The organism is Paenibacillus tundrae (assembly GCF_030812775.1).
Classification (GTDB): Bacteria; Bacillota; Bacilli; order Paenibacillales; family Paenibacillaceae; genus Paenibacillus; species Paenibacillus tundrae_A.
In genome coordinates this window covers 22548-44948 of record NZ_JAUSTI010000017.1, presented here as the reverse complement: position 1 = coordinate 44948, position 22401 = coordinate 22548, and the positions used below count along the sequence as shown (strand labels likewise).

Sequence of the window (22401 nt, the reverse complement as noted above, 5' to 3'; positions counted from 1 at the left end):
CTTCGGAGTCATGTAGTTGCTCACGTAGGTTTGTCTACGCTCTGCTACTCCATTTCTATCTTCATCCCATCTTCTCGGTACTGAAAACCGTCCTTTTTGAACATGTATCTTAATGTAAAAAGCGGCCAATTTTCGAATTCGCCGCTTTTTTGTGTTATAATATGGTGCCAGAATAGGCTACGGGATATTGAATCCAAGATTAATGCAAGTTGCTATTCATGCAGAATGCAGATTAATAAATAAAGGATGGTAATGCTTAATGATTAGTACAAGCGGCATAACGCTCCGCTACGGAAAACGTGCACTTTTTGAAGATGTGAATATCAAGTTCACACCAGGTAACTGTTACGGCTTGATCGGTGCCAATGGTGCCGGTAAATCAACGTTCTTGAAAATTTTGTCAGGTGAAATTGAAGCAAACTCGGGCGAGGTGCACATCACCCCGGGCGAACGTATGGCCGTTTTGAAGCAAAACCATTTTGAATATGATGAGTATGCAGTTCTCGAAACTGTCATTATGGGTCATAGTCGTCTCTATTCCATCATGAAGGAAAAGGACGCTTTGTATGCCAAAGCTGATTTTACAGAAGAAGATGGTTTGCGCGCAGGTGAGCTTGAGGGTGAATTTGCTGAGTTGAATGGCTGGGATGCTGAGCCAGATGCAGCGGCACTCTTGATTGGTCTCGGTATCGACCGTGACATGCATGAGAAGAAAATGGTAGAGCTGAGCGGTAACGAAAAAGTACGTGTACTCTTGGCACAGGCATTGTTTGGTCGTCCAAACAACCTGCTTCTCGATGAGCCTACCAACCACTTGGATCTCGAATCCATTCAATGGCTGGAGAACTTCTTGATGGATTATGAAGGTACCGTTATTGTGGTATCCCATGACCGTCACTTCCTGAACAAAGTATGTACACACATTGCGGATATCGACTTTGGTAAAATCCAGTTGTATGTAGGTAACTATGACTTCTGGTACGAGTCCAGCCAATTGGCACTTGCATTGCAACGTGATGCGAACAAGAAAAAAGAAGAGAAGATTAAAGAGCTGCAAGCCTTTATTCAACGTTTCTCAGCAAATGCGTCGAAGTCCAAACAAGCGACTTCCCGTAAGAAACAACTCGACAAAATTACACTGGATGACCTTCGTCCATCGAACCGTAAATATCCATTTATCAACTTTAAGCCTGAGCGTGAAGCGGGTAAACAACTGTTAACGGTTGATCGTGTAAGCAAGTCGATTGACGGTGTGAACATGTTGAATGACATTAGCTTTGTGGTGAACAAAGGCGATAAAATCGCATTTGTGGGTCCGAACGGTAATGCCAAATCACTGTTGTTTGATATTCTGATGGGTGAGGTTGAAGCTGATAGTGGTGAATATACTTGGGGTGTAACGACATCACAAGCTTATTTCCCGAAAGACAACTCCAAATACTTTGATGGTGTCGAGATGACTTTGGTTGACTGGTTGCGCCAGTACTCCAAAGATCAGGATGAAACCTATTTGCGTGGATTCCTAGGTCGGATGTTGTTCTCGGGTGAGGAATCCTTGAAGAAAGCAAGTGTGCTATCCGGAGGAGAGAAAGTTCGCTGTATGTTGGCGAAAATGATGCAAACCGGTGCTAACGCACTGATTCTGGATGAGCCAACGAACCACTTGGATCTCGAATCCATTACAGCGCTGAACAATGGTATGATTGATTTTGATGGCACAATGCTGTTTACATCACATGACCATCAGTTCATTCAAACGATTGCTAACCGTATTATCGAAATCACGCCAACAGGCATCATTGATCGTCAAATGAGCTATGATGAATACTTGGAGAGCGACGAGATTAAGGAATTACGGAACAAGATGTACCCGGTTGAAGCATAAATACATGATATAGATATATAAAAGAACCGCGAAGCCTCTTTGGAGGATTGTCGCGGTTCTTTTTTGGTTGCAGTCACAACAAAGTAACTACCTAGCATAGAGGCCATTAAAGGCCGTTCTACAGCGTGCATTGGGGGATACCCCCCAAAGGTCTAGGATCCGCCAGTACGGCGGCGCTGATTGTTAGGTTTTTTGTTATTTTGGCTCTTCATCGCCTTAGGACCGCCTTCAAAATAGGCACTCGATTGGTTACCGGATTTTGATTGCTCCTTCTTCTGCGCCAGTTTTTGGCGTATCGCATCCTGCAAACTGACTTTTTTCGGTTCAGTATTATCGCTCATCGTTATTTCCCTCCCGGTCTTACAGTTAAGCCGTCCGAGTTGGACGGGATGTCCTTATTTTATACGTTTTACAAAAGCCCTACAAGGGCAACCTGATAAAATGCTGATCTTCAGCATATACTCGCACATGTTGAACACAACCAACTTTCTGTCTAGTCACCTACACCGATGCCTTCTAACAACTTTGTTTCAGCACCGCTATAGCACTGTATTCTGGCAACACTGTTTCTGTAGACCCACAAGGAGAGCCTTTGGTACGATGAATTAACCTGAATATGAGATAGTAAAGGGGTGTCACTGATTTGAATGCTTATGAAGAAATCCGTAAGGGAGAGCGGGGAGCTTGGGTCAGCATTGCAGCTTACCTAGTCTTGTCTGCTTTCAAATTAGTCAGTGGTTATATATTTGCCTCCAGTGCTTTAGTGGCGGATGGATATAATAATGTCACCGATATTGTAGCTTCTGTCGCAGTGTTGATTGGTCTCCGGATTTCACAAAAGCCTCCAGATTCTGACCATACATATGGTCATTTCAGAGCAGAGACGGTCGCGGCACTCATTGCTTCGTTTATTATGGCTGTGGTGGGACTTCAAGTGCTTGTTGAAGCCGTACGCTCCTGGTATGATGGCAGCTTTGTAGCCCCCAATCTGTGGGCAGCGGGAGTCGCGGTTATCTGCGCTATTGCAATGTTAGGTGTGTATCGCTATAACTCTCGTCTAGCCAAACAAATTAACAGTCAGGCACTTATGGCGGCTGCCAAGGACAATCGTTCGGATGCCTGGGTCAGTATTGGAGCAGCCATCGGGATTATCGGTGCTCAATTTGGATTACCTTGGCTCGATAAAGTTGCAGCTATCGCTGTAGGGTTGCTGATTTGCAGGACAGCTTGGGAAATTTTCAGAGACTGCACACATCGTCTGACCGATGGATTTGATCAAAAGGAGTTAACTGATCTGCGATCTTCCGTTGCTCGTGTTCCTGGTGTGGAGACGATTAAAGATGTCAAAGCACGTATTCATGGGAGTCATGTATTGGTAGATATCGTCATTGAGGTAGACGGGAAACTTAGTCTGATCGAAGGTCATCAGATCTGTGATAGGGTGGAGGAGCGATTGAAACGATCACATAACATTATGCAGGTTCATGTACATGTCGAGCCTAGGATCGAAGATATCCCGAAGAATGAGTGAAGATCATTACACCAGATCTCTAAGATGGATAAGCTCAATTCATTATAATCAGCTTTCAAAATAAAAAGAGGGCAGTCACGGTTTCACGTGCTGTCCTCTTTACTTATGTTTAGAAGGATTATACGATATTACTGAATCGCAACGTGAATCCAAGCTTTACCTTTCCAAGTGTACACTTGTACCCACTCACCGCCATCGAAACCATCAACAACTTCACCTGTAGTGTCGATGACTTGTGAACCAAGTGCACCGATTGGCTTACCGTTTGGAGCATCATAGAACCAAGTGCGCTCTAACAGGTTAAGCAGCATTGTAGGCTGAAGAACTTCGTCTCCTGCTTTTACAACAGGCTCATCGAACATTTTGTCAGGTGTCGTTGTTGAAGTTTCAGTTGTTGTACCTGTAACACCCTCAACTGTACCTTCAACTGTTTCTACAGCTGGTTTGTTAACTTCAACAGCCGGAGTTGTTGTTGCTGGTGTTGTTGCTTCAGTTCCAGTTTCAGGAGTTACTGTTCCAGTAACCGCTTCCTCAGCACCTGCAGCAGCAGCCATCGAACCCATCAACGTTAAAGCAGCAGCAAAACTTACGATTTTTTTCATTTGTAATTCCTCCTCAGTAGGTATGTAGTTTGTTGTCCTGTGTTAAAAATAACCAAGCAAGCTCACCTATGAATCACAAATTATAACAATATTTTCTTGCTTCCTCCAGAGTCAACTGGAGCATTTGTGGGTATTAGGAATGCTTGTGAAAATCATACTTCAGTGGGATAAAATCAATTTGGCTATGTCAAAAAAGTCCTATTTACGTTTTGATTTTGTAATCGGCAGGAGAGCGATTCAGGAATAGAGGGGAAAGGAGTGTAATACATAATAGAGGTATAGGCAGGTTATGTGGAATGATGTTTTTATCTATTTGTAAACAAACAAAAGCCTACCGGCTATGGTAAGCGCGATAGGCTTCTGTATGTAAGATATGATTTTCATTGAGTTGCCTCATTCATCGCATTCGGCTTCGTCCCGTAATGAGGGAGATTACGAACAGTACAACGAAGATGAAGAAGAGAACTTTAGCGATCGAAGCAGCCGCTTCAACGATTCCGAAAAACCCGAAAATACCTGCGACAAGTGCAATAATCAGAAACAATACAGACCATTTCAACATGAGTTTTCATCCTTTCGATTTGGAATTGTGGAGCGAGATTTGAACACCTCGCCGCCTTGTGTAGTTGTTCTTTAACCGAGGACTTTTGAGTTGAAACATTCATGATTTTTCCAAACGAGTGATTATATGAAGTGAGTTTTATCGTTTGTTTCGTCCCGGAAATGGTCGGGTAACTATAGCAATAATAACAATCAGATAGTATATCGAAAGCGAGGTTCTTCTATGATCTATCAAATTAGCGTGGCTTTAATTGCGGTGGCCTTTGCAGTCTTGGTTTTCTTCTTAATTCGTACTTTAAAATCCGCTCAGAGTTCATTGGACAATGTATCCCAGACGCTACAGGAAGTCCAAAAAACGATTGATGAACTCAGTTATGAAGTGAAACAGACGGTGAGACATGCGAATGATATTACGGCGGATGTACAAAACAAAATGAAAAAAATCGATCCAGTTATGGAATCTGTTCAAAACCTAGGCGAGGTGCTTAACGAAGTAACTGCCGCGGCGAAACAAGTTTCCTCTACGATGATTGCTAAATTCCAGACCAAACGCTCCAATCCACAAGATGAAAAAGCTTCTGAACCGATTCAAGTACAGGCAGCGCCAGCCACCAAAACGGATCGTACCCTGCAAAGTTATGATGCTACATATAATGATGCAGCAAATGGTGGGAAGAAATGGTTGAAGTATGTGGATCTTGCAGCTAACCTTTGGCAACGTGCACGTAAATAACAAATGATATAAGTTCAACGAGAAGGAAGTCATTTAGAGCGGTGACGAACCTGAACTTCATGAAAGGGTGAGAATCATGATGAAACTATGGCTTGTAATCTTTAGCGTAATTTCTCCCTTTTCCGTTCAACCGGCAGCGACATCCGCTGCTCATGATCTGCCATGGACGGTATTGGAAGAGAAAACGCCAGAAGTTAATCTGGCTGTAGATCGATCCGAACCAGTTGAGGCATTTCGGACTCTAAATGATATTTCTTTGGAGGACAACATGCATCAAATGTTGTATCACAAGGGTCAGCCAATAGATATAAAAGAAGATCCGTATCTAGGATGCCCTGAATTTGCATTTCAGGATGTTAAAGTGGGACTATGCGAAGATACAGGAGAGATTCAATATATTCATATTGATGCTTCTCAAGAACGATTTAAATTGAATCAACAATGGATTGATATGGATCTAAGATCCATACAAGAGGAGCTTGGTGATCCTTATGTTATTGCAGAGGATGGAGAAGTATACCTTCGTGGAGACCAAGCTTTAAAAGTTTATTTGAAGTCAGGCACGGATCAGATTGAGGGGATTGACCTATTCGATGCAACCTTGTCCTAAAGCTACATCTTGTCGGTTTGAATGATGTTCTTGGGACAAGTCAACATCAAGCGTTTCATCCCCAAATGCTATGGTTATATATTAAAAGTAGCTTGAGAAAGAAGAATATCAGAGGAGAGTGGAAACGATGAATTCAACCAATGCGCAAGCTTATGCTAAAGTGGTAGAAAACGGAGTCCAAGCGGTAGAAGCAGTGAAAGAGCTGCAAAACACCGGATACCTTGCTGATCATATCTTCGTTCTTGCCCATGAAAAGGATCGCACGGATCGAATTGCAGACACAGCGGATGCGAACGAAATTGGCATCAAGGAAGAGGGATTGTTTGATTCCATGGCTAATCTGTTCCGTTCCCGTGGAGATGAGCTTAGAGCCAAAATTGTATCAATGGGATTCACTGAGGCAGAAGCAGACTTCTACGAAAGTGAATTAGATAAAGGCAAAGTGCTAGTTATTGCCAAAAAGAAAGATTGAAGCGTACAAGCTTCAGACGACTACAATAATCTAATGTATCGTACTGAATCAAAAACATAGATAAGGAATGGGGAAATCCCCATTCCTTATCTATGTTTTTGCAAGTTTGGAAGCGGGGTCAGAACCGCAGCAAAAACAGGGCACCAGCTTCGCAATTTCCTTCTAATGGTGCCATTTACTGATAGCAGTTTTTCATTTTTACGATTATAGTTATAGTAGGAATTATTATGTCTACCGTCGTTTAAAATGCAGAAAATGTAACATTAGGGTTGTTACATGTTATTACAAAAACCAACTAATCGACAAACCCGGAACGCCACAGATAAGGAGATAGAAATGAAAATACTTATTGTTGACGACAATCCGACGAATGTCATTATCATTCGAGAAATTCTGAAAAAAGAAAACTATCGTGACATTGTAACCGCAAGTTCTGCGATGGAAATGTTTGAAATCCTCGGAATAGGCGGAGAAAGTGATGAACTTCGTCCGAGACCGTCGGATATTGACCTCATTTTGCTAGATATGATGATGCCTGAAATGGACGGCATCGAGGCTTGTAGCATTGTGCAAAAGTTTGAAAATCTCAAGGATATTCCCATCATTATGGTCACGGCTATTGGTGATTCCAAAAAGCTGGCGGAAGCTCTGGATGCCGGTGCCTCTGACTATGTAACGAAGCCAATCAATAAAGTTGAATTGATGGCTCGCATCAGGCTGGCGCTGCGTCTGAAGCAGGAGAAGGATTGGCATAAGGAGCGCGATCAGCGTATCCAGGACGAACTCAAGCTTGCGGCTATGGTTCAGAGTGCCGTACTGAGCCCAGCGATTAAGGATCCCTTATTTGAAGTGAATGCCATCTATAAACCATCCTTTGAGCTAGCGGGGGATTTGTACTCGTGGTATCCACTCGGTGATGGGCGTTATGGTGTAATACTCCTAGATATGATGGGGCACGGCATTTCCTCTTCATTATTTACGATGTTTATCGCCTCGGTATTAAAAGACACGGTGACAACATATGTCGATCCAGAGAAGGTTATTCAGGAACTGAATCGGCGATTTAACCAGCTTAATTTGGGAAAACAATTGGTGCAGTATTATTTCACTGCGATCTACCTAGTCGTTGATACACGGAAGAAGCGTATCGATTATGTTAACGCAGGGCATCCACCAGCTTTATTTTTCCGTGAGGATGGTTCAATCACAACATTCGACAGCGTGTGCTGTCCGGTGGGTCTGTTCGATAAAATGGATATTGAACCTCAAACGATTCATTACGAGGGTGAAGGTCATATTGCCCTTTATACCGATGGATTAACGGAAGCTGTTCCAGGAGACCAGGAAGACCAGCTCGAATTCCTGAAGGAACAGTTGATAGGCCCGCATCTATGGAACGAGCCATTGATGCAAACCTTGTTCTTTGATGACGAAATTCCTCAGGAGCGGGATGATGATAAATGTCTGGTATGGATCACGTTAGGTGAAGGGGCGGAAGCAGAGTGAAAATCAGAAATAAACTGCTGGTAGGCTTTACCGCTCTGATGGCAATTCTTATTGCTCTTACATTTATAAGTTATGAGCGGTTAAACAATAGTAATCAGCAATTGGATCAGATGTATCAGGAACGTTATTTGAAAGTGAGATTCACGTCGTCTGTACGCGGAGAAGTGAACGATATGGCTAAAGTGCTAGCTAACTTGTTGCTCAATCCGACCAATTCGATTAGTGCTGCTGACGGTGAGCTCAAGGAAATGATGAAAAGCGCCAAAGGCTATCTCACAGAAGTCCGCGAGCGTGCCGACAGTGCATCAGAGCATCAGTTAGTTGACCGAGTCAATACGGCTTGGGATGCCTATGCGGCTTATGGAACGAGGCAGCTCAGCTTGATGTCGCAGGGACGAGTAGAGGATGCGAATAACTACCGTAATTCGACGGGACTCGCTGTTCAGAAAGAGGCAGTGGATAGCCTTAATGCTCTTTCTCGTTATCAGGATCAAGAGATTGATTCAGAGATTACATCAGCCAATGAAGCTTACACACAGGCTGTGCAGATTACATTTGGCATAATGATTGCTGGTGTATTACTGGCACTAGGTGTCATTATGTGGGTGCTGCCAAGCATTACGCGAGGTCTGAACACGGTATCCATGATGATCACAAGCTTCGGTCATGGTCGTTATCGTACCATTCAACGCATTCGGATCAAGTCCACGGATGAGATCGGTCAGATTGCAACGGTATTCAAAGAAGTATCGGGCGACTTAGAAGAGAAAATGGAAATAGAGAAAGCATATTTACAAGCGCAACAGGATCAGAACTGGATGAGTTCCAATATTGCAAGAGTTCCAGAGTTGTTAAGAGGAATTGGTTCAATTCGCCAGATTTCGCAAATGTTTATTAGTGAATTTACACCTGTGCTAGGTGCACAACTAGGTGTCGTTTATTTAGTAGATGAAGAGAAGCATCCAGATGAGTTAAGACGCTACGGTGCTTACGCTTTTGAAGAGAACGAAACTGTAGGGAAAGAAGTTTATCGCATCGGGGAAGGGTTGATTGGTCAGGCTGCTCTGGATATGAATCCGATTATTGTAGAAAACACACCAGAAGATTATGTGCATATCGGTTCGGCATCTGGATCTTCGCGAGCGACGAGCATTATGATCTATCCCGTTGTTTTTGAGGATGAGCTTATTGGTGTGGTTGAACTGGCTTCATTTGATGGGTTTACCGATCTGCATAAACAGTTATTCTCTCAGTTGATTATGAATCTGGGTGTGATCCTTAACAACGTTCGCCGTCGTTTACGCGTGGAAGAATTATTACGTGAATCGCAAGCGCTCACGGAGGAACTCCAAGTGCAATCCGAGGAGCTGCAGACACAGCAGGAAGAGTTACGCCGCTCTAACGAAAACTTAGAGGAACAGACAGGTGCACTCAAGCGTTCCGAGGAGCTGCTTCAGCGGCAACAGGAGGAACTTGAGCACTTTAATACGGAGTTAATTGCTAAGACGCGTGCACTTGAAGAGCAGGTGCGAGAAGTGGAAGAGAAGAACGACGAGATTGAGAAAACAAAAACGCAGTTGGAACAGCAGGCTATGCAGTTGTCGATGACAAGTAAATACAAATCCGAGTTTTTGGCTAACATGTCACATGAACTACGTACACCGCTGAACAGCCTACTGATTCTCTCTCAGTTATTGTCTGAGAACAAGGATGGAAATCTGACGGTTAAGCAACAAGAGTATGCTCAAACGATCTATATGTCCGGTGCAGATCTATTGAAAATGATTGATGAAATCTTAGATCTGTCCAAAGTAGACGCTGGTAAAATGGATATCAATTATGAAACGGTTCGAATGGAAGATTTAACCCAATTTGTCGAACAGAATTTTGGCGCTATGGCGAACAAAAAAGAGCTTGACCTCAACATTGATTTCGATAGTAATCTACCGGAGTGGGTATATACAGACAGCCATCGAGTGAAACAGATTCTTCGTAATTTGCTGTCGAATGCCTTTAAATTTACGAACCGAGGATCTGTAAGTATTATTGGACGTAAAGTAGCTCCAGAAGAACTTCCGGGGTACCTGAACAATAATCAAGAATACGTAGGATTTACCGTGAAGGATACAGGGATCGGGATTCCGTCCGATAAGACAGATCTGATCTTTGAAGCCTTCCAACAGGTAGACGGCACGACAAGTCGTAAGTATGGAGGTACTGGACTAGGATTATCGATCAGCCGTGAACTTGCGCGTCTGCTTGGTGGAGCCATTCAGGTAGAATCTTCTGAGGGTGTGGGTAGTGCGTTTACATTGTATCTACCGGATAATCATGAGGATGAAGCTCTGTTAGAGGAGTCACTCGATGAAGCAGCAGTCACGTCTGAGATGCCTACTAGGCAAAAAGAAGTGCGAATGATGCGATCAAGCAGACAGACCGTTATTACGCCAGATCCTGACAGCAATGCACTTATGGAGCTGTCAGCACCGGAGGCTACAGCTTCAACAACGATAGAAGATGACCAAGGTGAAATTTCCGAAGGAGACAAAGTTCTCTTGATTATCGAAGATGACGTAAAGTTTGCCCATATCTTAATGGATATGGCGAGAGGAAGAGGTTTCAAAGCGATTGTGGCATTGCAAGGGGATAAGGGACTTGAAATGGCTCGTCAGTATTTGCCTGACGCGATCATTTTGGATATTCAATTGCCTGTTATGGATGGCTGGGCTATTTTGGGAGAACTGAAAGGTAGCTCGACTACTCGTCATATCCCAGTACATGTAATTTCCGTCATTGATGACATGAAGCAAGGATTGATGATGGGGGCCATCGCTTATCTGAAAAAACCTTCCAGCAAAGATTCGTTGGATAAAGCCTTCTCACATATCGAATCCTATACAGAGAACCAATTGAAGCGTTTGTTAATTGTGGAGGATGACGAAACTCAGCGTAAAGCAATTATTGAATTGATAGGTCATGATGATGTGGCAATAACAGCTGTCTCTACAGGAAAAGAAGCTTTAACCGAGCTGCATAGCCAGCGTTATGACTGCATGGTGTTAGACCTGATGCTGACCGACATGACCGGATTCGAGCTGTTGGATCAGATTAGGGATGACGAATATCTGAGTGATCTGCCTATTATTATATATACAGGAAAAGAGCTTGATAGTAAGGAAGAGATGAAGCTTCGTAAATATGCAGAATCCATCATTATCAAGGATGTCAAATCGCCAGAACGGTTATTGGATGAGACCACCTTGTTCTTACACAGGGTAGAAGCGAATCTGCCTGAAGATAAACGCCGTATTTTGCAGAAGCTACACAACAAAGAAACATTATTTGAAGGCAAGAAAATATTGCTTGTTGATGATGATATTCGTAACGTATTTGCTCTCTCTAGTGTATTAGAAGGATATCGCATGGATGTTACCTTTGCCGAGAACGGCCGTGAAGCCTTAGAGATTCTGGAGCAAAATCCAGAAATCGACCTTGTCCTCATGGATATGATGATGCCTGAGATGGATGGTTATGAAGCGATGACACGGATCAGACAGATTCCGAAATTCGAGAAATTACCGATTATTGCATTAACGGCGAAGGCGATGAAGGATGATCGTGGCAAGTGTATTGAGGCTGGCGCATCCGATTATGTGAAAAAGCCAATCCAAACGGATCAATTATTATCATTAATGCGTGTATGGTTGTATTCGTAAGCCACTAGTTTGGGTAATGAAGGACAATACGCTAAACGTAAGTAACAAAAGAAGAGTGGAGAGAATTTATGACATCGTGGGAACCTACCGAGGCGGGGGCAGAATCAGGCCGCTTGGCGCAAGATGAAGAGCGCGAACTGATTGAAATCGAATTGCTGTTGGAAGGTATGCACCGTCTATATGGATATGATTTCAGAAATTACGCCTTGCCTTCTTTGAGACGAAGAATCTGGCATTATGCACATGCAGAAGGAGCAAAAACGATATCTGCTTTGCAGGAGCGTGTGCTTCATAATCGCTCGGCATTCGAACGATTTGTGCAGAATCTGTCTATTCCTGTAACGGAGATGTTTCGGGATCCATCATTATTCCGTACGTTCCGGGAAAAGATTATCCCTGTGTTGCGAACTTACCCTTATATCCGAATCTGGCATGCGGGGTGTTCTACAGGGGAAGAAGTCTATTCCATGGCGATTATGCTTCATGAAGAAGGATTGTATGACAAAGCAAGAATCTATGCGACAGATATGAATGATCGCTCATTGCAACAGGCCAAGGAAGGCGTGTACGGCATTGAGAAAATGAAACTATATACAACCAATTATTTGGAGGCTGGGGGAACTAAAGCCTTCTCAGAATATTACACGGCTAAGTACAATTCCGTTATATTTCATCCTTATCTGCGGAAAAACATTATTTTTGCCGAACATAATCTGGCTACGGATCGTTCGTTTAACGAATTTAATGTCATTTTTTGCCGCAATGTCATGATTTATTTCAATGATGAACTGCGGAACCAAGTGCATGGGTTATTTCATGAAAGTTTGAGTCACTTCGGTGTCCTAGTTCTGGGGTCTAAAGAATCGATACATTTTACGGAATTTAGTGATGCCTACGAGCCGTTAGACCGGACGGAAAAAATATACCGGAAGATTAAATAGGGGGTTAGGCAAAGTCATGGGGCTTAATGAACCAATCCATATATTGTTGGTAGATGACCGCCCCGAGAACCTGCTTGCTCTTGAAGCGGTTCTGGAATCGGAACGATATAAACTCGTCAAAGCAACTTCAGGTGAAGAGGCACTTCGTTGTTTGCTGAAAGACGAATTTGCGGTCATTGTGCTTGATGTGCAAATGCCTGGAATGGATGGAATTGAGACTGCAAGGCTAATTAAGGCCCGCGATAAGTCTAAGGATGTGCCCATCATTTTCATCTCTGCAAATAGCAGGGAAGCCGAGCATTTGTTTGCAGGTTATTCAGCCGGAGCTATTGATTACATGGTTAAACCGTTTATTCCTCAGATTTTGAAGTCCAAAATTGAGGGATTTGTAGAGATGTTTATGACGAATAAAAGATTAAAGACCCAGACAATGCTGCTGCATCAAAAAACGCAGGAACTAGAGAAGATGAACCAGCAGCTCATTCAGGCTAAAGAGGAAGCGGAGATTGCTGCTAATGCAAAGACCGAGTTTCTCGCTATGATGAGCCACGAGATTCGTACTCCGATGAACGGAGTCATCGGTATGGTCGATCTGTTAATGGAAACGGAGCTCAAGGAAGATCAGAAAGAGTATGCGGACATCGTTCGTCGTAGTGCCGATGCTTTGGTGACAGTAATCAATGACATTCTGGACTTTACGAAGATGGAATCAGGCAAAATGGAGCTCGAGGAGCATCCGTTTGAGTTAGTTGCTTGCATTCGGGAGGTACTGGGATTATTTACGGTCGAAGCAGGCAAAAAAAATCTCGAATTGGACTATTTCTTGGAATCGTCCGTTCCTCAGCTTGTTTACGGAGACATGGCAAGATTGCGCCAAGTATTAATGAATCTGATTGCTAATGCAGTGAAGTTTACGGATCATGGCGGAGTGTATCTCATCGTTTCGGTCAATGAGGAGAAGGATGGAAGAATGACGCTGGAGTTTGCTGTAAAAGATACAGGCATTGGCATCTCTGCAGACAAAGTGGATCGCCTGTTCCAGCCCTTCTCCCAACTGGATACCTCAATGACTCGTAAATACGGCGGAACAGGGCTTGGGCTGGCCATTTGTCGTACACTCGTTGAGATGATGGGTGGTCATATCTACCTGGATACATCGGAGAAGCGCGGAGCTACGTTTGTGTTTACGATCCAAGCACAGCGTTACGTCGAAACTGATTTTGTTGTTGGCGGTGGTGATGAGCAGCCGTCAGATGTGAAAAATTATGAGCACCAGCCAAGAGTATTAATCGTGGATGATCATCCTATTAATCAGAAGCTGATGTCCATCATGCTGAGCAAGCTGGGTTTTGTTTCAGATATGGCTGAGGACGGACAGAAAGCACTGGATATGGTTCTAGAACATCCAAAATACGATTATATATTTATGGATCTGCAGATGCCTGTCATGGATGGACTTGAGTGTACTAAAGTCATTCGCGAACGCCTTCCTCAGACGGAGCAGCCGGTTATTTTAGCGATGACGGCAAATGTGATGGAAGGTATTCAGCAACGCTGCTCAGCCGCAGGGATGGATGATTATATTAGCAAGCCCGTCAAAATGGGCAGTGTGAAGCAGAAATTGTCACGATTTCAGGAACAACGAAAAATGTTTCAGCCCAGGTCATCAGCCATGAATCATGCTAATTAAGTTTTCCAATATTTGTTTTTGTTTCACATGGGCTCAAGTTGGGTTATTAGTAAGGAAACCATTGATCAGGAGAGAGATGTCTAATGAATACAAATAAAAATGAAAAATTCAATGCAAAGACTGAGACACACGACGGCGTATGCACAGTGTATCTGACTGGCGAACTGGATTTGTCAGTTGCTCCTGAATTCCGTTTGGTCATGGAGCCGCTTGTAGACAACAAGGAACAAGATCTAATCATCAATATGAAGGATCTAAAGTATATCGACAGTACAGGGATCGGAATCCTGTTATCTGTTCTGAAGGCACGACATGGAATGGAAGCACGCTTTGAAGTACAAGAAGTTCCTGCGCAGATACAGAAGCTTTTTGATATGACGGGTATTGCCAAATTCTTTGTCTCACAGAAGAATTCCCAATAGGAAAGGATCGAAAAAGGAATGAATGCAGAAGTTGAAAGAATTACCCTTAACCTACCGGCAACAGCTGAATATGTGGATATCGTAAGACTTAATCTTTATGGGGTAGCATCCAAAATGGGATTCTCTTATGAAGATATTGAGGATATGAAAGTGGCTGTATCCGAAGCTTGTAACAATTCTGTACTGTATGCCTACTCTCACGAAGGCGGCATGGTTGAAGTTGTTTTTGAGGTGGATGGCGAAACGCTTGCGATTACAGTCAAAGACGAAGGTGCTAGCTTTGACCACATCAATCCTGCAGCAACTCGTGCTGGTCTGCATGACAAGGAACTGTCAGATGCTCAGATCGGTGGACTTGGATTCTATCTGATGCAAGCATTGATGGATGATGTCAGCGTGGAGAGTGAGACGGGCAAAGGTACGAAAGTAGTACTCGTTAAACGCCTTGCAAGAAGTGAGGAGAAAGTATGAATGAAAAAGTGACTCCCCCAGAGTCCATGTCTGAAGCTGTAGGTTTGATCTGGGAATACCAGCAGACCAAGGATAATGAAATTGCTACTGTTCTTATCCGCAAATATGAGCCGATGGTTAAAATGGCCGCAGGCAAGATTGCCCGAAATCGTCCCGATCTGTATGAGGATCTATATCAGACAGGACAGATGGCGTTGATTCGATTGCTCCAGCAATACGATATTAACCTCGGGATTCCTTTCGAGCCTTATGCCATGAAAAGTATGATCGGTCATATGAAGAACTACCTTCGAGACAAATCTTGGTACATTCAAGTACCTAGACGGATTAAGGAAAAGGGTGCTCTCGTTCAACATGCTATCGATGAACTAACCGTGAAATTGGAACGTTCGCCTAGTGTAGACGAGATTGCACAATATCTTGATCTTACCCCGGAGGAAACCATTGAAGTGTTGGCCGGCCGTGAGTGTTACCATTATGTATCCCTAGACTCCCCTCTATCCCAAGATGAGAGTGCGGCGACATTAGGTGAACTTATTAGTGCGGATGTCAATGACTTCGATTCGGTTGAGAAGCGAATGGATCTACAGCAGGCATTAGGACAGTTGAAAGAACAAGAGCAGAAAGTGCTTATTCTGGCTTTCCAAGATGGTCAGTCTCAGCGGGCGATCGCGCAGAAATTGGGTGTATCTCAGATGAGTGTATCCCGGATTCAGAAGCGAGCAACTGAGAAATTAAAACAGATTATGTCAAATGCCTCGATGCTATGAGATGTAATCTTCTGATGAAGTTGAGCTCGGCATAATGAAGGACACGTGATTCCGCTGGAATGCATACGTGTCCTTTTTTGAATGAATTAGTGAGTGTTGGAAGTGCTGTGCAGGATAGGATAAATGTATGCTGAATGGAGGAGTTAAAACCCGTGGATGAGGTAGATTTGCAAATTAGACGAGATCGATTGTCTTTCTCGAATAAGTGGCAATGGTGGGACTGGGTAGCACCAGACAAACAGAGTATGGATGAAGTTTTGCAAGAGCTGACGGAATCCTTCCCGGAAATGCAATATTGGCTTCGCAAAATCCCAGAGGTTCATTCCAATTACTTATCTGTCCGATTTATGAATGGTGATGAGCCGGTTATATTTGGTTCTTTATTATATGCAGTGAAGAATGAGAAGGCTAGCGAAAGAAAAGAAAATCAAATGTTTTTCTATGTGGATCAGAGCACACTTGTTACCCTCAACATGGACAATAATACGAGAGGCATCATGAATACCGGAGAGCGTGCTGCCATGTTGAATCAGTGCAATGAAGCAAGAGACGGCATGTTTGTTTTGTTTCGAGCGATATTACACTATTATCATGTCGGAATGGACCATTTTGAGATGAATCTGCGGGAGCTGGAGCGGAAGATGGAATCACGCAATGCACGCACACTGATGGATCAGATTCTCGTATCTCGATACGAATTGCTGTATTGGAGCAATCAGTTTATTCCTTTTTCTGAGTTAATCGCAGCCTCCAAGGAAGCTTACCTAGATGAAATACAGGATAATCGTTTTTTTCGACAACTTCAGCATCGAATTGAACGGATCGAACGACTTTTTCAGCACTATGAAAAAGAAATCGACACGTTGATCTCAATCGACAATGCAACCTCCGGTGTGCGAGGCAATGAGATCATGAAGACACTTACCATCGTAACCTCTGTGTTCACGCCCGCTACGGCAGCTGGTGCGATCTGGGGAATGAACTTCGAGAACTTACCTCTGATTGATAAAACCTGGGGAGTGGTTCTGGTCATTGCATTAATCCTAGCGAGTATGTCTGGCATGTACGTTTGGATGATGATGAAAGGCTGGACAGGGGATCTGTTAAGAGTGAGGTCCTCCCAGCCTCCAGTTGATGAGAACAAACGCCCCACTTCTGTTAGGAAAGGATAGGCTAGGGTAGGGGCTCATCCTCCTAATTTTTGTAGTCCTCAATATAGCCGAGCAGATCCGCAATGTATTGCCCAACAATCGGCATGTTCACAAATTGACTCAAGAGATAACCGAGAAGACCTAGTACAACAAATGTTCCAACAGTTAATCCTAAACCACGTGCCATACCTGCTGTGAAATTGGTGATGATGCGTTTCTTGGGATTGGTATAGTTCTCGATGATATCCTTAATCTGTGCTTTCTCAAGACTATCCGCAATTTGATCTAGACGGGTATTGAGCTTTTTCACCTCATGTCGCAGTTCAAAAGGATGCTCAGACGTATCATACTGCTGTCTAGGAGGTTCTCCTGATAAAGGCGAGTTGCCGTTAATTGTAACTTTGCTCATGTTCATTCCTCCTATAATGAGATGGGAAGAGAAATAGCCAGCTAAACTCAGCTGGCTATTTTACATTCAATTAGCCTTACAGACTGGTTGAATTCAGCTCTTTACGTGCATCATCCTTTGCATCCTCAGCCGCTACAGCAACCTCGTTCGAAGCTTTGGATGTTTCGTTAGCGATATCTGATGAAGCTCTACGCACGGAATCCATCACGTCATTGCGACCTTGATTCACGGTTTTTGCAATATCAGACGTTTTAGATGATACCGTTTTGGCTAGTTCGGATGCTTTATCACCTACTACGCATGCTACTTCCTTGGTACGATCAGTAACCATACCGACTTTCTCGGAAAGGTCTCCACGCAATTCACGTCCTGGTTTAGGAGCAAAGAGCAATGCTGCTGCTGCACCTAGCAAACCTCCGATGAAAATTCCTTTTGCGAAAGTGGAACCCGTCTGTACAGGATATTGTTCTTCTGCTTTATTCATATTCAATCACTCCTTCTTCAGATTAAGAAACGGATAACGAAACAACGAACACCTTATTGACCGATCAGGCAGCCTGTCTGAACAGTCTGGACACAAGCCCCAGCAAGAACACAAAGAGCGCTGTACCAATGATGGCTGGAATCACTGCAAAGTTACCGATAACTGGTCCCCAGTTACCAAGCAAGAGTGCTCCTAACCAGGCTCCTGCAAATCCGGCAATCATTGCGCCGATGATACCTCCGGGCATGTTGTGACCGGCAAGTGCATCTCCGATCAAACCAATAATGACCGCCATGATTATGCTGATAATAATGCCCCACATAACAACCGCCTCCTTTTAACTTGATGTAGGATGTTGTCTGTTCGCGTTTGCTTACTTCGTATATAAACGCCGTGCTTCGAGGTGAAACAGTTAAACTTGTAGTTATAGGGTTGGGGATTTGTATGTGATGTGGCTTAGCCCCGCTCTCAGCTCCGTTGTCTAATACCAGGGATCATGCAGAAAATCCAAGCTAGACCCGCCATGAATCCAGTGAAAACATCGGAAGGATAATGAACCCCTAACATGATCCGACTTAGACCAATCAACGTTACAAATATGATGCCACATAAAATAGGAATTCCTGGTCTGGATGTCCGCAATTGCCGTTCAATAGCCCAGATGACGAAGAGCATACCGTAGAAGCCCATGGAGATCATGGCATGTCCACTAGGGAAGCTATAACCGTGAACAACTAATAGATGCTCAAGCTCGGGTCTGCTTCGTTGGAAAATCTCCTTTAATCCAGTATTCAGTGTCCACATAATGGCAAAACTGCCCAATAACGCATATCCATAGAAGTAGAATCGAGGAATACGTTGCAGGAAAAACAGGAACGTGAAACCGATGGCTGCGAGAGCAGAAATCTTAAAGGATCCAAGCGCAGTAATAAACGAAGTGAAAGGAAACAGTTGAAGACGAGTTTCAGAATGAAGATAAAATAAACGTTGGATCTGATGATCCCAATGCATAACGAAATCTGTACCAAGCATCAAGGCAAGAGCAGCAAGCAGAAATACAACGGCAGAACTCATGACAAAACCTACGATACTCCATGTTAGCAGGGATCGCAGGGGGGAACTCGATTTGGTGAAAAAGCTTGATGAGGAATGGGTATTACGTAGCATGATGAGTATCTCCTTCATGGATGTAGTCGGATATGAATATGGTTAATGTTTTACCCGAAAGATATGTCGAAAAAACTGTAAAAATGAAGTTTTTGTACTATACTAATTAAGATATCCCATGCGGCGTCGTGACGCAAAGCAGATATGATTATGGGAGCATAAAGGAGAGAACTCGCATGGAGAGTGCCCTGTTGGTTAAAGAATACCGTGCTGGGGAGATGGAGTGCGCCCACTACGGTCACATAAGTATTACAGACGAACACGGTAAAGTGGTTTATTCAGTAGGTAATCCACATTTTAGAGCGTTTACGCGTTCATCAGCCAAACCGTTTCAAGCCATTCCAGGCATTCGTGCAGGAATTGCGTCTCACTATGGGTTATCTGCTCAAGAGATTGCTATAATGGCATCCTCACATCGATCAGAACCAGCTCATATCCAAGTATTGGAGCAGTTATCTGCCAAAATCGGACTGGGAGAAGAATGTCTAGTCTGTGCGGCGAGTTACCCTCTCAATGAGGAGAGTCGAAATGAATGGTTGCGGGGTCAGGGAGAGAAGCGCCGGATTTTGCATAATTGTTCAGGAAAACACTTAGGTATTCTTGGATACAGTCAGATGAAAAAGGTTGATCTGGGCAGTTATGCTGAGCGAGAACATCCAGTACAGCGCGAGATTTTGGAGACGATGGCGTACATGGCCGGAATTGAGCAGCATGAAATTCAACTAGGGACGGATGGCTGCGGCTTTCCGGTATTTTCGTTGCCATTATCAGCATTATCGAACGCTTATCTGAAACTAGCCTGTCCAGATCTAATCAAGGATGCTTCGACACGCCGTGCGGTAGAGACCATTACAGCGGCAATGAACGAATTTCCACTTATGGTAGGTGGTACTCATCGCGTAGACTCTGTTCTACTGGAAGACGACAACATCGTAGCCAAGGGTGGATTCAAGGGTGTATTCGGTTTTGCACTCAAAAAAGAAAGATTAGGCATTACCTTTAAGATCCTTGATGGTTCAGAGGAAGAATGGGCTTGGATTGCTCAGTCCATTCTTGAGCAGATTGGTTATACGAACCGAGCAACGATTGCAAGGTTACGCGAAATATATCCACCAGATATCCGAAATGATGCTGGCACAATTGTAGGACGGGCAGAGAGTGAATTCATTTTACAATCAACTGAAAAAAGCGTATAAACTGAACTAGGTCGTGTCTGAAAACTCGCTGAATTGCATGATTAGAATAGTCTGACCAAGGGTAAAAATGACATACCAACTGGTATGAATCTATACAATTCGTTTACATGAAGGACTGCTGGAGAGATACTGGCAGCTCTAACCCTTGGAGGTGGATGAACATGATTAAAGTAGTGACATCGGAAGAAAGGCACACGTCGGATCGCGGTTGGATACACAGTGAGTTTAGCTTTTCTTTTGCAGATTATGATGACCCAAGCAATGCCCATTTTGGCTGCCTGTTAGCTCATAATGACAACACGCTGATGCCGCAAGAGGGCTTTAAAAGACATCCACATCATGATCTAGAGATCGTTAGTTATGTCATTTCAGGCACGTTGAAGCATACAGATACAATGGGAACAGAGGAATTGCTGGAACCAGGAACCGTACAGGTCATGAGTGCGGGTACAGGAGTAGAGCATTCGGAGACCAATCCTTCAACAGAGGAGCCGGTACGTTTTCTGCAAATGTGGTTCTTGCCTTCTGAACGGAAAGCAAAGCCAACGTATACCAACCGGCGTTTTCAGCCGGAGGATCATCTGAACCGGTTATGCCCTATCGTGTCAGGGCAAGCTGGGGAAGGCACGGAGGATGCGTTACCTATTCATCAGGATGTTACATGTTATTTGTCCAAATTGGAATCTGGCAAAAAGCTAATGTATCCACAACATGAAGATAGGCGTACACACCTTTTCCTGATCAGTGGTCATATCTCCATTGAATGTGCAGATGGCAACTTTGATCTTAAACCGGGAGATGCAGCACGAATTCGTAAGAGCTGTGATCTGCAGATCACGGGAACGGGCAGCGAGCCTGCTGAATTTGTACTGATTGATCTACCATAAGGAATTATATTCTGATGCATTAGTGTTCAGGATGATGCGGACTCGTACTGAATCTGTTCCTATGAAAATAGGAAAATAAATAAACAGAAGAGGATCTATTCCCACAATGATGTGGAGGATAGATCCTCTTCTGTGCTAAGGCTTCTTTCGTTGCACTCTGCGATGTAATATCAACCACAGTCAGCCATCGTGCTATCTGACAAGCTGACAGGAGAGAAGTTACTTGCGCAGGTTACCAAGTTCAGAAGCTACGGCTTCAACCTCAGAGATGCTCAGGTGTTCTTTTCCCATAACCATCTCATACAGATCGTGAAGGTCTTCATACTTTTCCAGTGGAAAAGATGATCCTTGCATTGCGGCTCCACTCGCCATCCGCAATTTGGTTTTGATTGCCTCAATCATATATTCCATGTTGGCAGTACTTGCTTGCGTTAAATCCATCGTTATGTCCATCCCTTCCCTATCGGAAACTGTTGTCATTGTATCATGATTGGACTGGCTCAGGCGAATGCTTTTGCGGGAAAAGAGGGCATCAGTTAAAATGATGGATACAATAACAGTGGACATCCATGCGATGTGCAAAGGAGGAAATGTTTTTGGCAGCTTATAAGCGGGAATTGATCCGCAAGCAGAATCGAGAAACCCGTAGAAGTGTGCAGGGAGAAGAGCTGGACTTATTTTTCCACAACATATATCAGGCTCACTCCCCAGATGAGATCACCTTTGTGTGTATTGGTACGGATCGTTCTACAGGTGATGCACTTGGGCCGTTAACAGGGAGTTTGCTGGAAGGAAAAGGAGTGGGGCATGTTATCGGAACAATGCCATATCCTTGCGATGCAGACACGCTGCAACAGAAGCTAGCATGCATCCCGCCACATCAAGTCATCATTGCCATTGATGCGTGTTTGGGGCCGAAGGCTGCGGTAGGTCACTTTTACCTTTTTAATCAGGCCTTGAATCCAGCTGAATCTGTAGGGGGCAACCTGCCATCCGTCGGACATTATAGTGTAGCCGCTGTGGTGAATGCGAATGGGCCAAGACCATATACTGTACTGCAAATGACGTCTCTTCACCAGGTGATGAACATGTCCCAGATGATTGCAGAAGCTGTGTTGAAAGCAGCAGTTCCGGGGCAAACGTTTCATTCCTGATGGGAAAGCTTAATAATATACAACCTGAGCTTCAGCTTGAGAG

At 43.9% G+C, this 22401-nt stretch carries 24 protein-coding genes; 16 read left to right on the top strand and 8 right to left on the bottom strand.

The window, feature by feature from the left end:
- Positions 1-259 precede the first annotated feature (259 nt).
- A complete protein-coding gene (locus J2T19_RS23100) occupies positions 260-1885 on the top strand; it encodes an ABC-F family ATP-binding cassette domain-containing protein (protein WP_307219999.1) in 1626 nt (541 codons plus the stop codon).
- 152 nt (positions 1886-2037) lie between these two features.
- On the opposite strand, the gene J2T19_RS23095 is transcribed toward J2T19_RS23100, so the two are convergent.
- Positions 2038-2226 carry a hypothetical protein gene (locus J2T19_RS23095; protein WP_056693364.1) on the bottom strand — a complete coding sequence of 63 codons (189 nt, stop codon included), beginning with the start codon at positions 2224-2226 and terminating at the stop codon, positions 2038-2040.
- A 302-nt stretch (positions 2227-2528) separates the two neighbouring features.
- Here J2T19_RS23095 and J2T19_RS23090 point away from each other — a divergent pair, with 302 nt between their 5' ends.
- A complete protein-coding gene (locus tag J2T19_RS23090) occupies positions 2529-3416 on the top strand; it encodes a cation diffusion facilitator family transporter (RefSeq protein ID WP_307219996.1) in 888 nt (295 codons plus the stop codon).
- A 128-nt stretch (positions 3417-3544) separates the two neighbouring features.
- Here J2T19_RS23090 and J2T19_RS23085 read toward each other — a convergent pair whose 3' ends face one another.
- Positions 3545-4018 (bottom strand): hypothetical protein, encoded by a 474-nt coding sequence (locus J2T19_RS23085; RefSeq protein ID WP_307219994.1) that lies wholly within the window; start codon positions 4016-4018, stop codon positions 3545-3547.
- A 397-nt stretch (positions 4019-4415) separates the two neighbouring features.
- Entirely contained in the window at positions 4416-4580 is a 165-nt protein-coding gene (locus J2T19_RS23080; protein ID WP_017692264.1) for a DUF1328 domain-containing protein, read from the bottom strand.
- Positions 4581-4802: 222 nt separating this feature from the next.
- On the opposite strand from J2T19_RS23080, the gene J2T19_RS23075 reads away from it, so the two are divergent.
- The 11 genes from J2T19_RS23075 to J2T19_RS23025 all read left to right on the top strand — a co-directional run bounded on the left by J2T19_RS23075 (position 4803) and on the right by J2T19_RS23025 (position 17082).
- Positions 4803-5312 carry a DUF948 domain-containing protein gene (locus J2T19_RS23075; RefSeq protein ID WP_307219991.1) on the top strand — a complete coding sequence of 170 codons (510 nt, stop codon included), beginning with the start codon at positions 4803-4805 and terminating at the stop codon, positions 5310-5312.
- A 76-nt stretch (positions 5313-5388) separates the two neighbouring features.
- A complete protein-coding gene (locus J2T19_RS23070; protein ID WP_307219989.1) occupies positions 5389-5922 on the top strand; it encodes a hypothetical protein in 534 nt (177 codons plus the stop codon).
- 127 nt (positions 5923-6049) lie between these two features.
- Positions 6050-6394, top strand: coding sequence for a YflT domain-containing protein (locus J2T19_RS23065; protein WP_056693378.1), 345 nt, complete (start codon positions 6050-6052; stop codon positions 6392-6394).
- Between the two features lie 336 nt (positions 6395-6730).
- Positions 6731-7900 carry a PP2C family protein-serine/threonine phosphatase gene (locus tag J2T19_RS23060; RefSeq protein ID WP_307219987.1) on the top strand — a complete coding sequence of 390 codons (1170 nt, stop codon included), beginning with the start codon at positions 6731-6733 and terminating at the stop codon, positions 7898-7900.
- Positions 7897-11616, top strand: coding sequence for a response regulator (locus J2T19_RS23055; protein WP_307219984.1), 3720 nt, complete (start codon positions 7897-7899; stop codon positions 11614-11616). The genes J2T19_RS23060 and J2T19_RS23055 overlap by 4 nt, the downstream gene beginning before the upstream one ends.
- Positions 11617-11684: 68 nt before the next feature.
- Positions 11685-12557: a CheR family methyltransferase gene (locus J2T19_RS23050; protein ID WP_145051650.1), complete on the top strand. Its 873-nt coding sequence runs from the start codon at positions 11685-11687 to the stop codon at positions 12555-12557.
- 16 nt (positions 12558-12573) lie between these two features.
- Positions 12574-14247, top strand: coding sequence for a hybrid sensor histidine kinase/response regulator (locus tag J2T19_RS23045; RefSeq protein WP_307219980.1), 1674 nt, complete (start codon positions 12574-12576; stop codon positions 14245-14247).
- Between the two features lie 83 nt (positions 14248-14330).
- The gene (locus J2T19_RS23040; protein WP_056693392.1) at positions 14331-14669 is read left to right on the top strand and encodes an STAS domain-containing protein; all 339 of its coding nucleotides are present in this window, start codon (positions 14331-14333) and stop codon (positions 14667-14669) included.
- 18 nt (positions 14670-14687) lie between these two features.
- The gene (gene rsbW, locus J2T19_RS23035) at positions 14688-15140 is read left to right on the top strand and encodes an anti-sigma B factor RsbW (protein WP_145051644.1); all 453 of its coding nucleotides are present in this window, start codon (positions 14688-14690) and stop codon (positions 15138-15140) included.
- The gene (locus tag J2T19_RS23030; protein ID WP_145051641.1) at positions 15137-15910 is read left to right on the top strand and encodes a sigma-70 family RNA polymerase sigma factor; all 774 of its coding nucleotides are present in this window, start codon (positions 15137-15139) and stop codon (positions 15908-15910) included. Before rsbW ends, J2T19_RS23030 begins: the two co-directional genes overlap by 4 nt.
- A gap of 134 nt (positions 15911-16044) precedes the next feature.
- Positions 16045-17082 (top strand): magnesium transporter CorA family protein, encoded by a 1038-nt coding sequence (locus J2T19_RS23025; protein WP_307219975.1) that lies wholly within the window; start codon positions 16045-16047, stop codon positions 17080-17082.
- A gap of 22 nt (positions 17083-17104) precedes the next feature.
- Here the strand turns inward: J2T19_RS23025 and J2T19_RS23020 are convergent, their stop codons facing one another.
- From J2T19_RS23020 to J2T19_RS23005, 4 genes are all read right to left on the bottom strand, one after another.
- Entirely contained in the window at positions 17105-17470 is a 366-nt protein-coding gene (locus J2T19_RS23020; RefSeq protein WP_145051635.1) for a DUF5665 domain-containing protein, read from the bottom strand.
- A 76-nt stretch (positions 17471-17546) separates the two neighbouring features.
- A complete protein-coding gene (locus J2T19_RS23015) occupies positions 17547-17954 on the bottom strand; it encodes a YtxH domain-containing protein (protein ID WP_307219971.1) in 408 nt (135 codons plus the stop codon).
- A 64-nt stretch (positions 17955-18018) separates the two neighbouring features.
- Positions 18019-18276 carry a GlsB/YeaQ/YmgE family stress response membrane protein gene (locus J2T19_RS23010; protein WP_056693407.1) on the bottom strand — a complete coding sequence of 86 codons (258 nt, stop codon included), beginning with the start codon at positions 18274-18276 and terminating at the stop codon, positions 18019-18021.
- Positions 18277-18422: 146 nt separating this feature from the next.
- Positions 18423-19121 (bottom strand): phosphatase PAP2 family protein, encoded by a 699-nt coding sequence (locus tag J2T19_RS23005; protein WP_307219968.1) that lies wholly within the window; start codon positions 19119-19121, stop codon positions 18423-18425.
- A 176-nt stretch (positions 19122-19297) separates the two neighbouring features.
- Between J2T19_RS23005 and J2T19_RS23000 the strand changes: the two genes are divergently transcribed.
- On the top strand, positions 19298-20317 hold the full coding sequence (locus J2T19_RS23000) for an asparaginase (RefSeq protein WP_307219966.1): 1020 nt from the start codon (positions 19298-19300) through the stop codon (positions 20315-20317).
- A gap of 161 nt (positions 20318-20478) precedes the next feature.
- Positions 20479-21204 carry a pirin family protein gene (locus J2T19_RS22995; RefSeq protein WP_128103555.1) on the top strand — a complete coding sequence of 242 codons (726 nt, stop codon included), beginning with the start codon at positions 20479-20481 and terminating at the stop codon, positions 21202-21204.
- 219 nt (positions 21205-21423) lie between these two features.
- On the opposite strand, the gene J2T19_RS22990 is transcribed toward J2T19_RS22995, so the two are convergent.
- Positions 21424-21645, bottom strand: coding sequence for a DUF1128 domain-containing protein (locus tag J2T19_RS22990; protein ID WP_056693416.1), 222 nt, complete (start codon positions 21643-21645; stop codon positions 21424-21426).
- 149 nt (positions 21646-21794) lie between these two features.
- On the opposite strand from J2T19_RS22990, the gene yyaC reads away from it, so the two are divergent.
- The gene (gene yyaC / locus J2T19_RS22985) at positions 21795-22358 is read left to right on the top strand and encodes a spore protease YyaC (RefSeq protein WP_370874938.1); all 564 of its coding nucleotides are present in this window, start codon (positions 21795-21797) and stop codon (positions 22356-22358) included.
- Positions 22359-22401 lie beyond the last annotated feature (43 nt).

Excerpts from the sequence above, each read along its gene's own strand:
- J2T19_RS23085 (WP_307219994.1), bottom strand. The coding sequence starts at position 4,018 with ATGAAAAAAATCGTAAGTTTTGCTGCTGCTTTAACGTTGATGGGTTCG.
- J2T19_RS23045 (WP_307219980.1), top strand. The coding sequence starts at position 12,574 with ATGGGGCTTAATGAACCAATCCATATATTGTTGGTAGATGACCGCCCC.
- J2T19_RS23020 (WP_145051635.1), bottom strand. The coding sequence starts at position 17,470 with ATGAGCAAAGTTACAATTAACGGCAACTCGCCTTTATCAGGAGAACCT.
- J2T19_RS23095 (WP_056693364.1), bottom strand. The coding sequence starts at position 2,226 with ATGAGCGATAATACTGAACCGAAAAAAGTCAGTTTGCAGGATGCGATA.
- J2T19_RS22990 (WP_056693416.1), bottom strand. The coding sequence starts at position 21,645 with ATGGATTTAACGCAAGCAAGTACTGCCAACATGGAATATATGATTGAG.
- J2T19_RS23030 (WP_145051641.1), top strand. The coding sequence starts at position 15,137 with ATGAATGAAAAAGTGACTCCCCCAGAGTCCATGTCTGAAGCTGTAGGT.
- J2T19_RS23050 (WP_145051650.1), top strand. The coding sequence starts at position 11,685 with ATGACATCGTGGGAACCTACCGAGGCGGGGGCAGAATCAGGCCGCTTG.
- J2T19_RS23040 (WP_056693392.1), top strand. The coding sequence starts at position 14,331 with ATGAATACAAATAAAAATGAAAAATTCAATGCAAAGACTGAGACACAC.
- J2T19_RS23075 (WP_307219991.1), top strand. The coding sequence starts at position 4,803 with ATGATCTATCAAATTAGCGTGGCTTTAATTGCGGTGGCCTTTGCAGTC.
- J2T19_RS23025 (WP_307219975.1), top strand. The coding sequence starts at position 16,045 with ATGGAGGAGTTAAAACCCGTGGATGAGGTAGATTTGCAAATTAGACGA.
- J2T19_RS22995 (WP_128103555.1), top strand. The coding sequence starts at position 20,479 with ATGATTAAAGTAGTGACATCGGAAGAAAGGCACACGTCGGATCGCGGT.
- J2T19_RS23005 (WP_307219968.1), bottom strand. The coding sequence starts at position 19,121 with ATGCTACGTAATACCCATTCCTCATCAAGCTTTTTCACCAAATCGAGT.
- J2T19_RS23015 (WP_307219971.1), bottom strand. The coding sequence starts at position 17,954 with ATGAATAAAGCAGAAGAACAATATCCTGTACAGACGGGTTCCACTTTC.
- rsbW (WP_145051644.1), top strand. The coding sequence starts at position 14,688 with ATGAATGCAGAAGTTGAAAGAATTACCCTTAACCTACCGGCAACAGCT.
- J2T19_RS23010 (WP_056693407.1), bottom strand. The coding sequence starts at position 18,276 with ATGTGGGGCATTATTATCAGCATAATCATGGCGGTCATTATTGGTTTG.
- J2T19_RS23060 (WP_307219987.1), top strand. The coding sequence starts at position 6,731 with ATGAAAATACTTATTGTTGACGACAATCCGACGAATGTCATTATCATT.
- J2T19_RS23080 (WP_017692264.1), bottom strand. The coding sequence starts at position 4,580 with ATGTTGAAATGGTCTGTATTGTTTCTGATTATTGCACTTGTCGCAGGT.
- J2T19_RS23000 (WP_307219966.1), top strand. The coding sequence starts at position 19,298 with ATGGAGAGTGCCCTGTTGGTTAAAGAATACCGTGCTGGGGAGATGGAG.
- J2T19_RS23100 (WP_307219999.1), top strand. The coding sequence starts at position 260 with ATGATTAGTACAAGCGGCATAACGCTCCGCTACGGAAAACGTGCACTT.
- J2T19_RS23070 (WP_307219989.1), top strand. The coding sequence starts at position 5,389 with ATGATGAAACTATGGCTTGTAATCTTTAGCGTAATTTCTCCCTTTTCC.
- J2T19_RS23065 (WP_056693378.1), top strand. The coding sequence starts at position 6,050 with ATGAATTCAACCAATGCGCAAGCTTATGCTAAAGTGGTAGAAAACGGA.
- yyaC (WP_370874938.1), top strand. The coding sequence starts at position 21,795 with ATGTTTTTGGCAGCTTATAAGCGGGAATTGATCCGCAAGCAGAATCGA.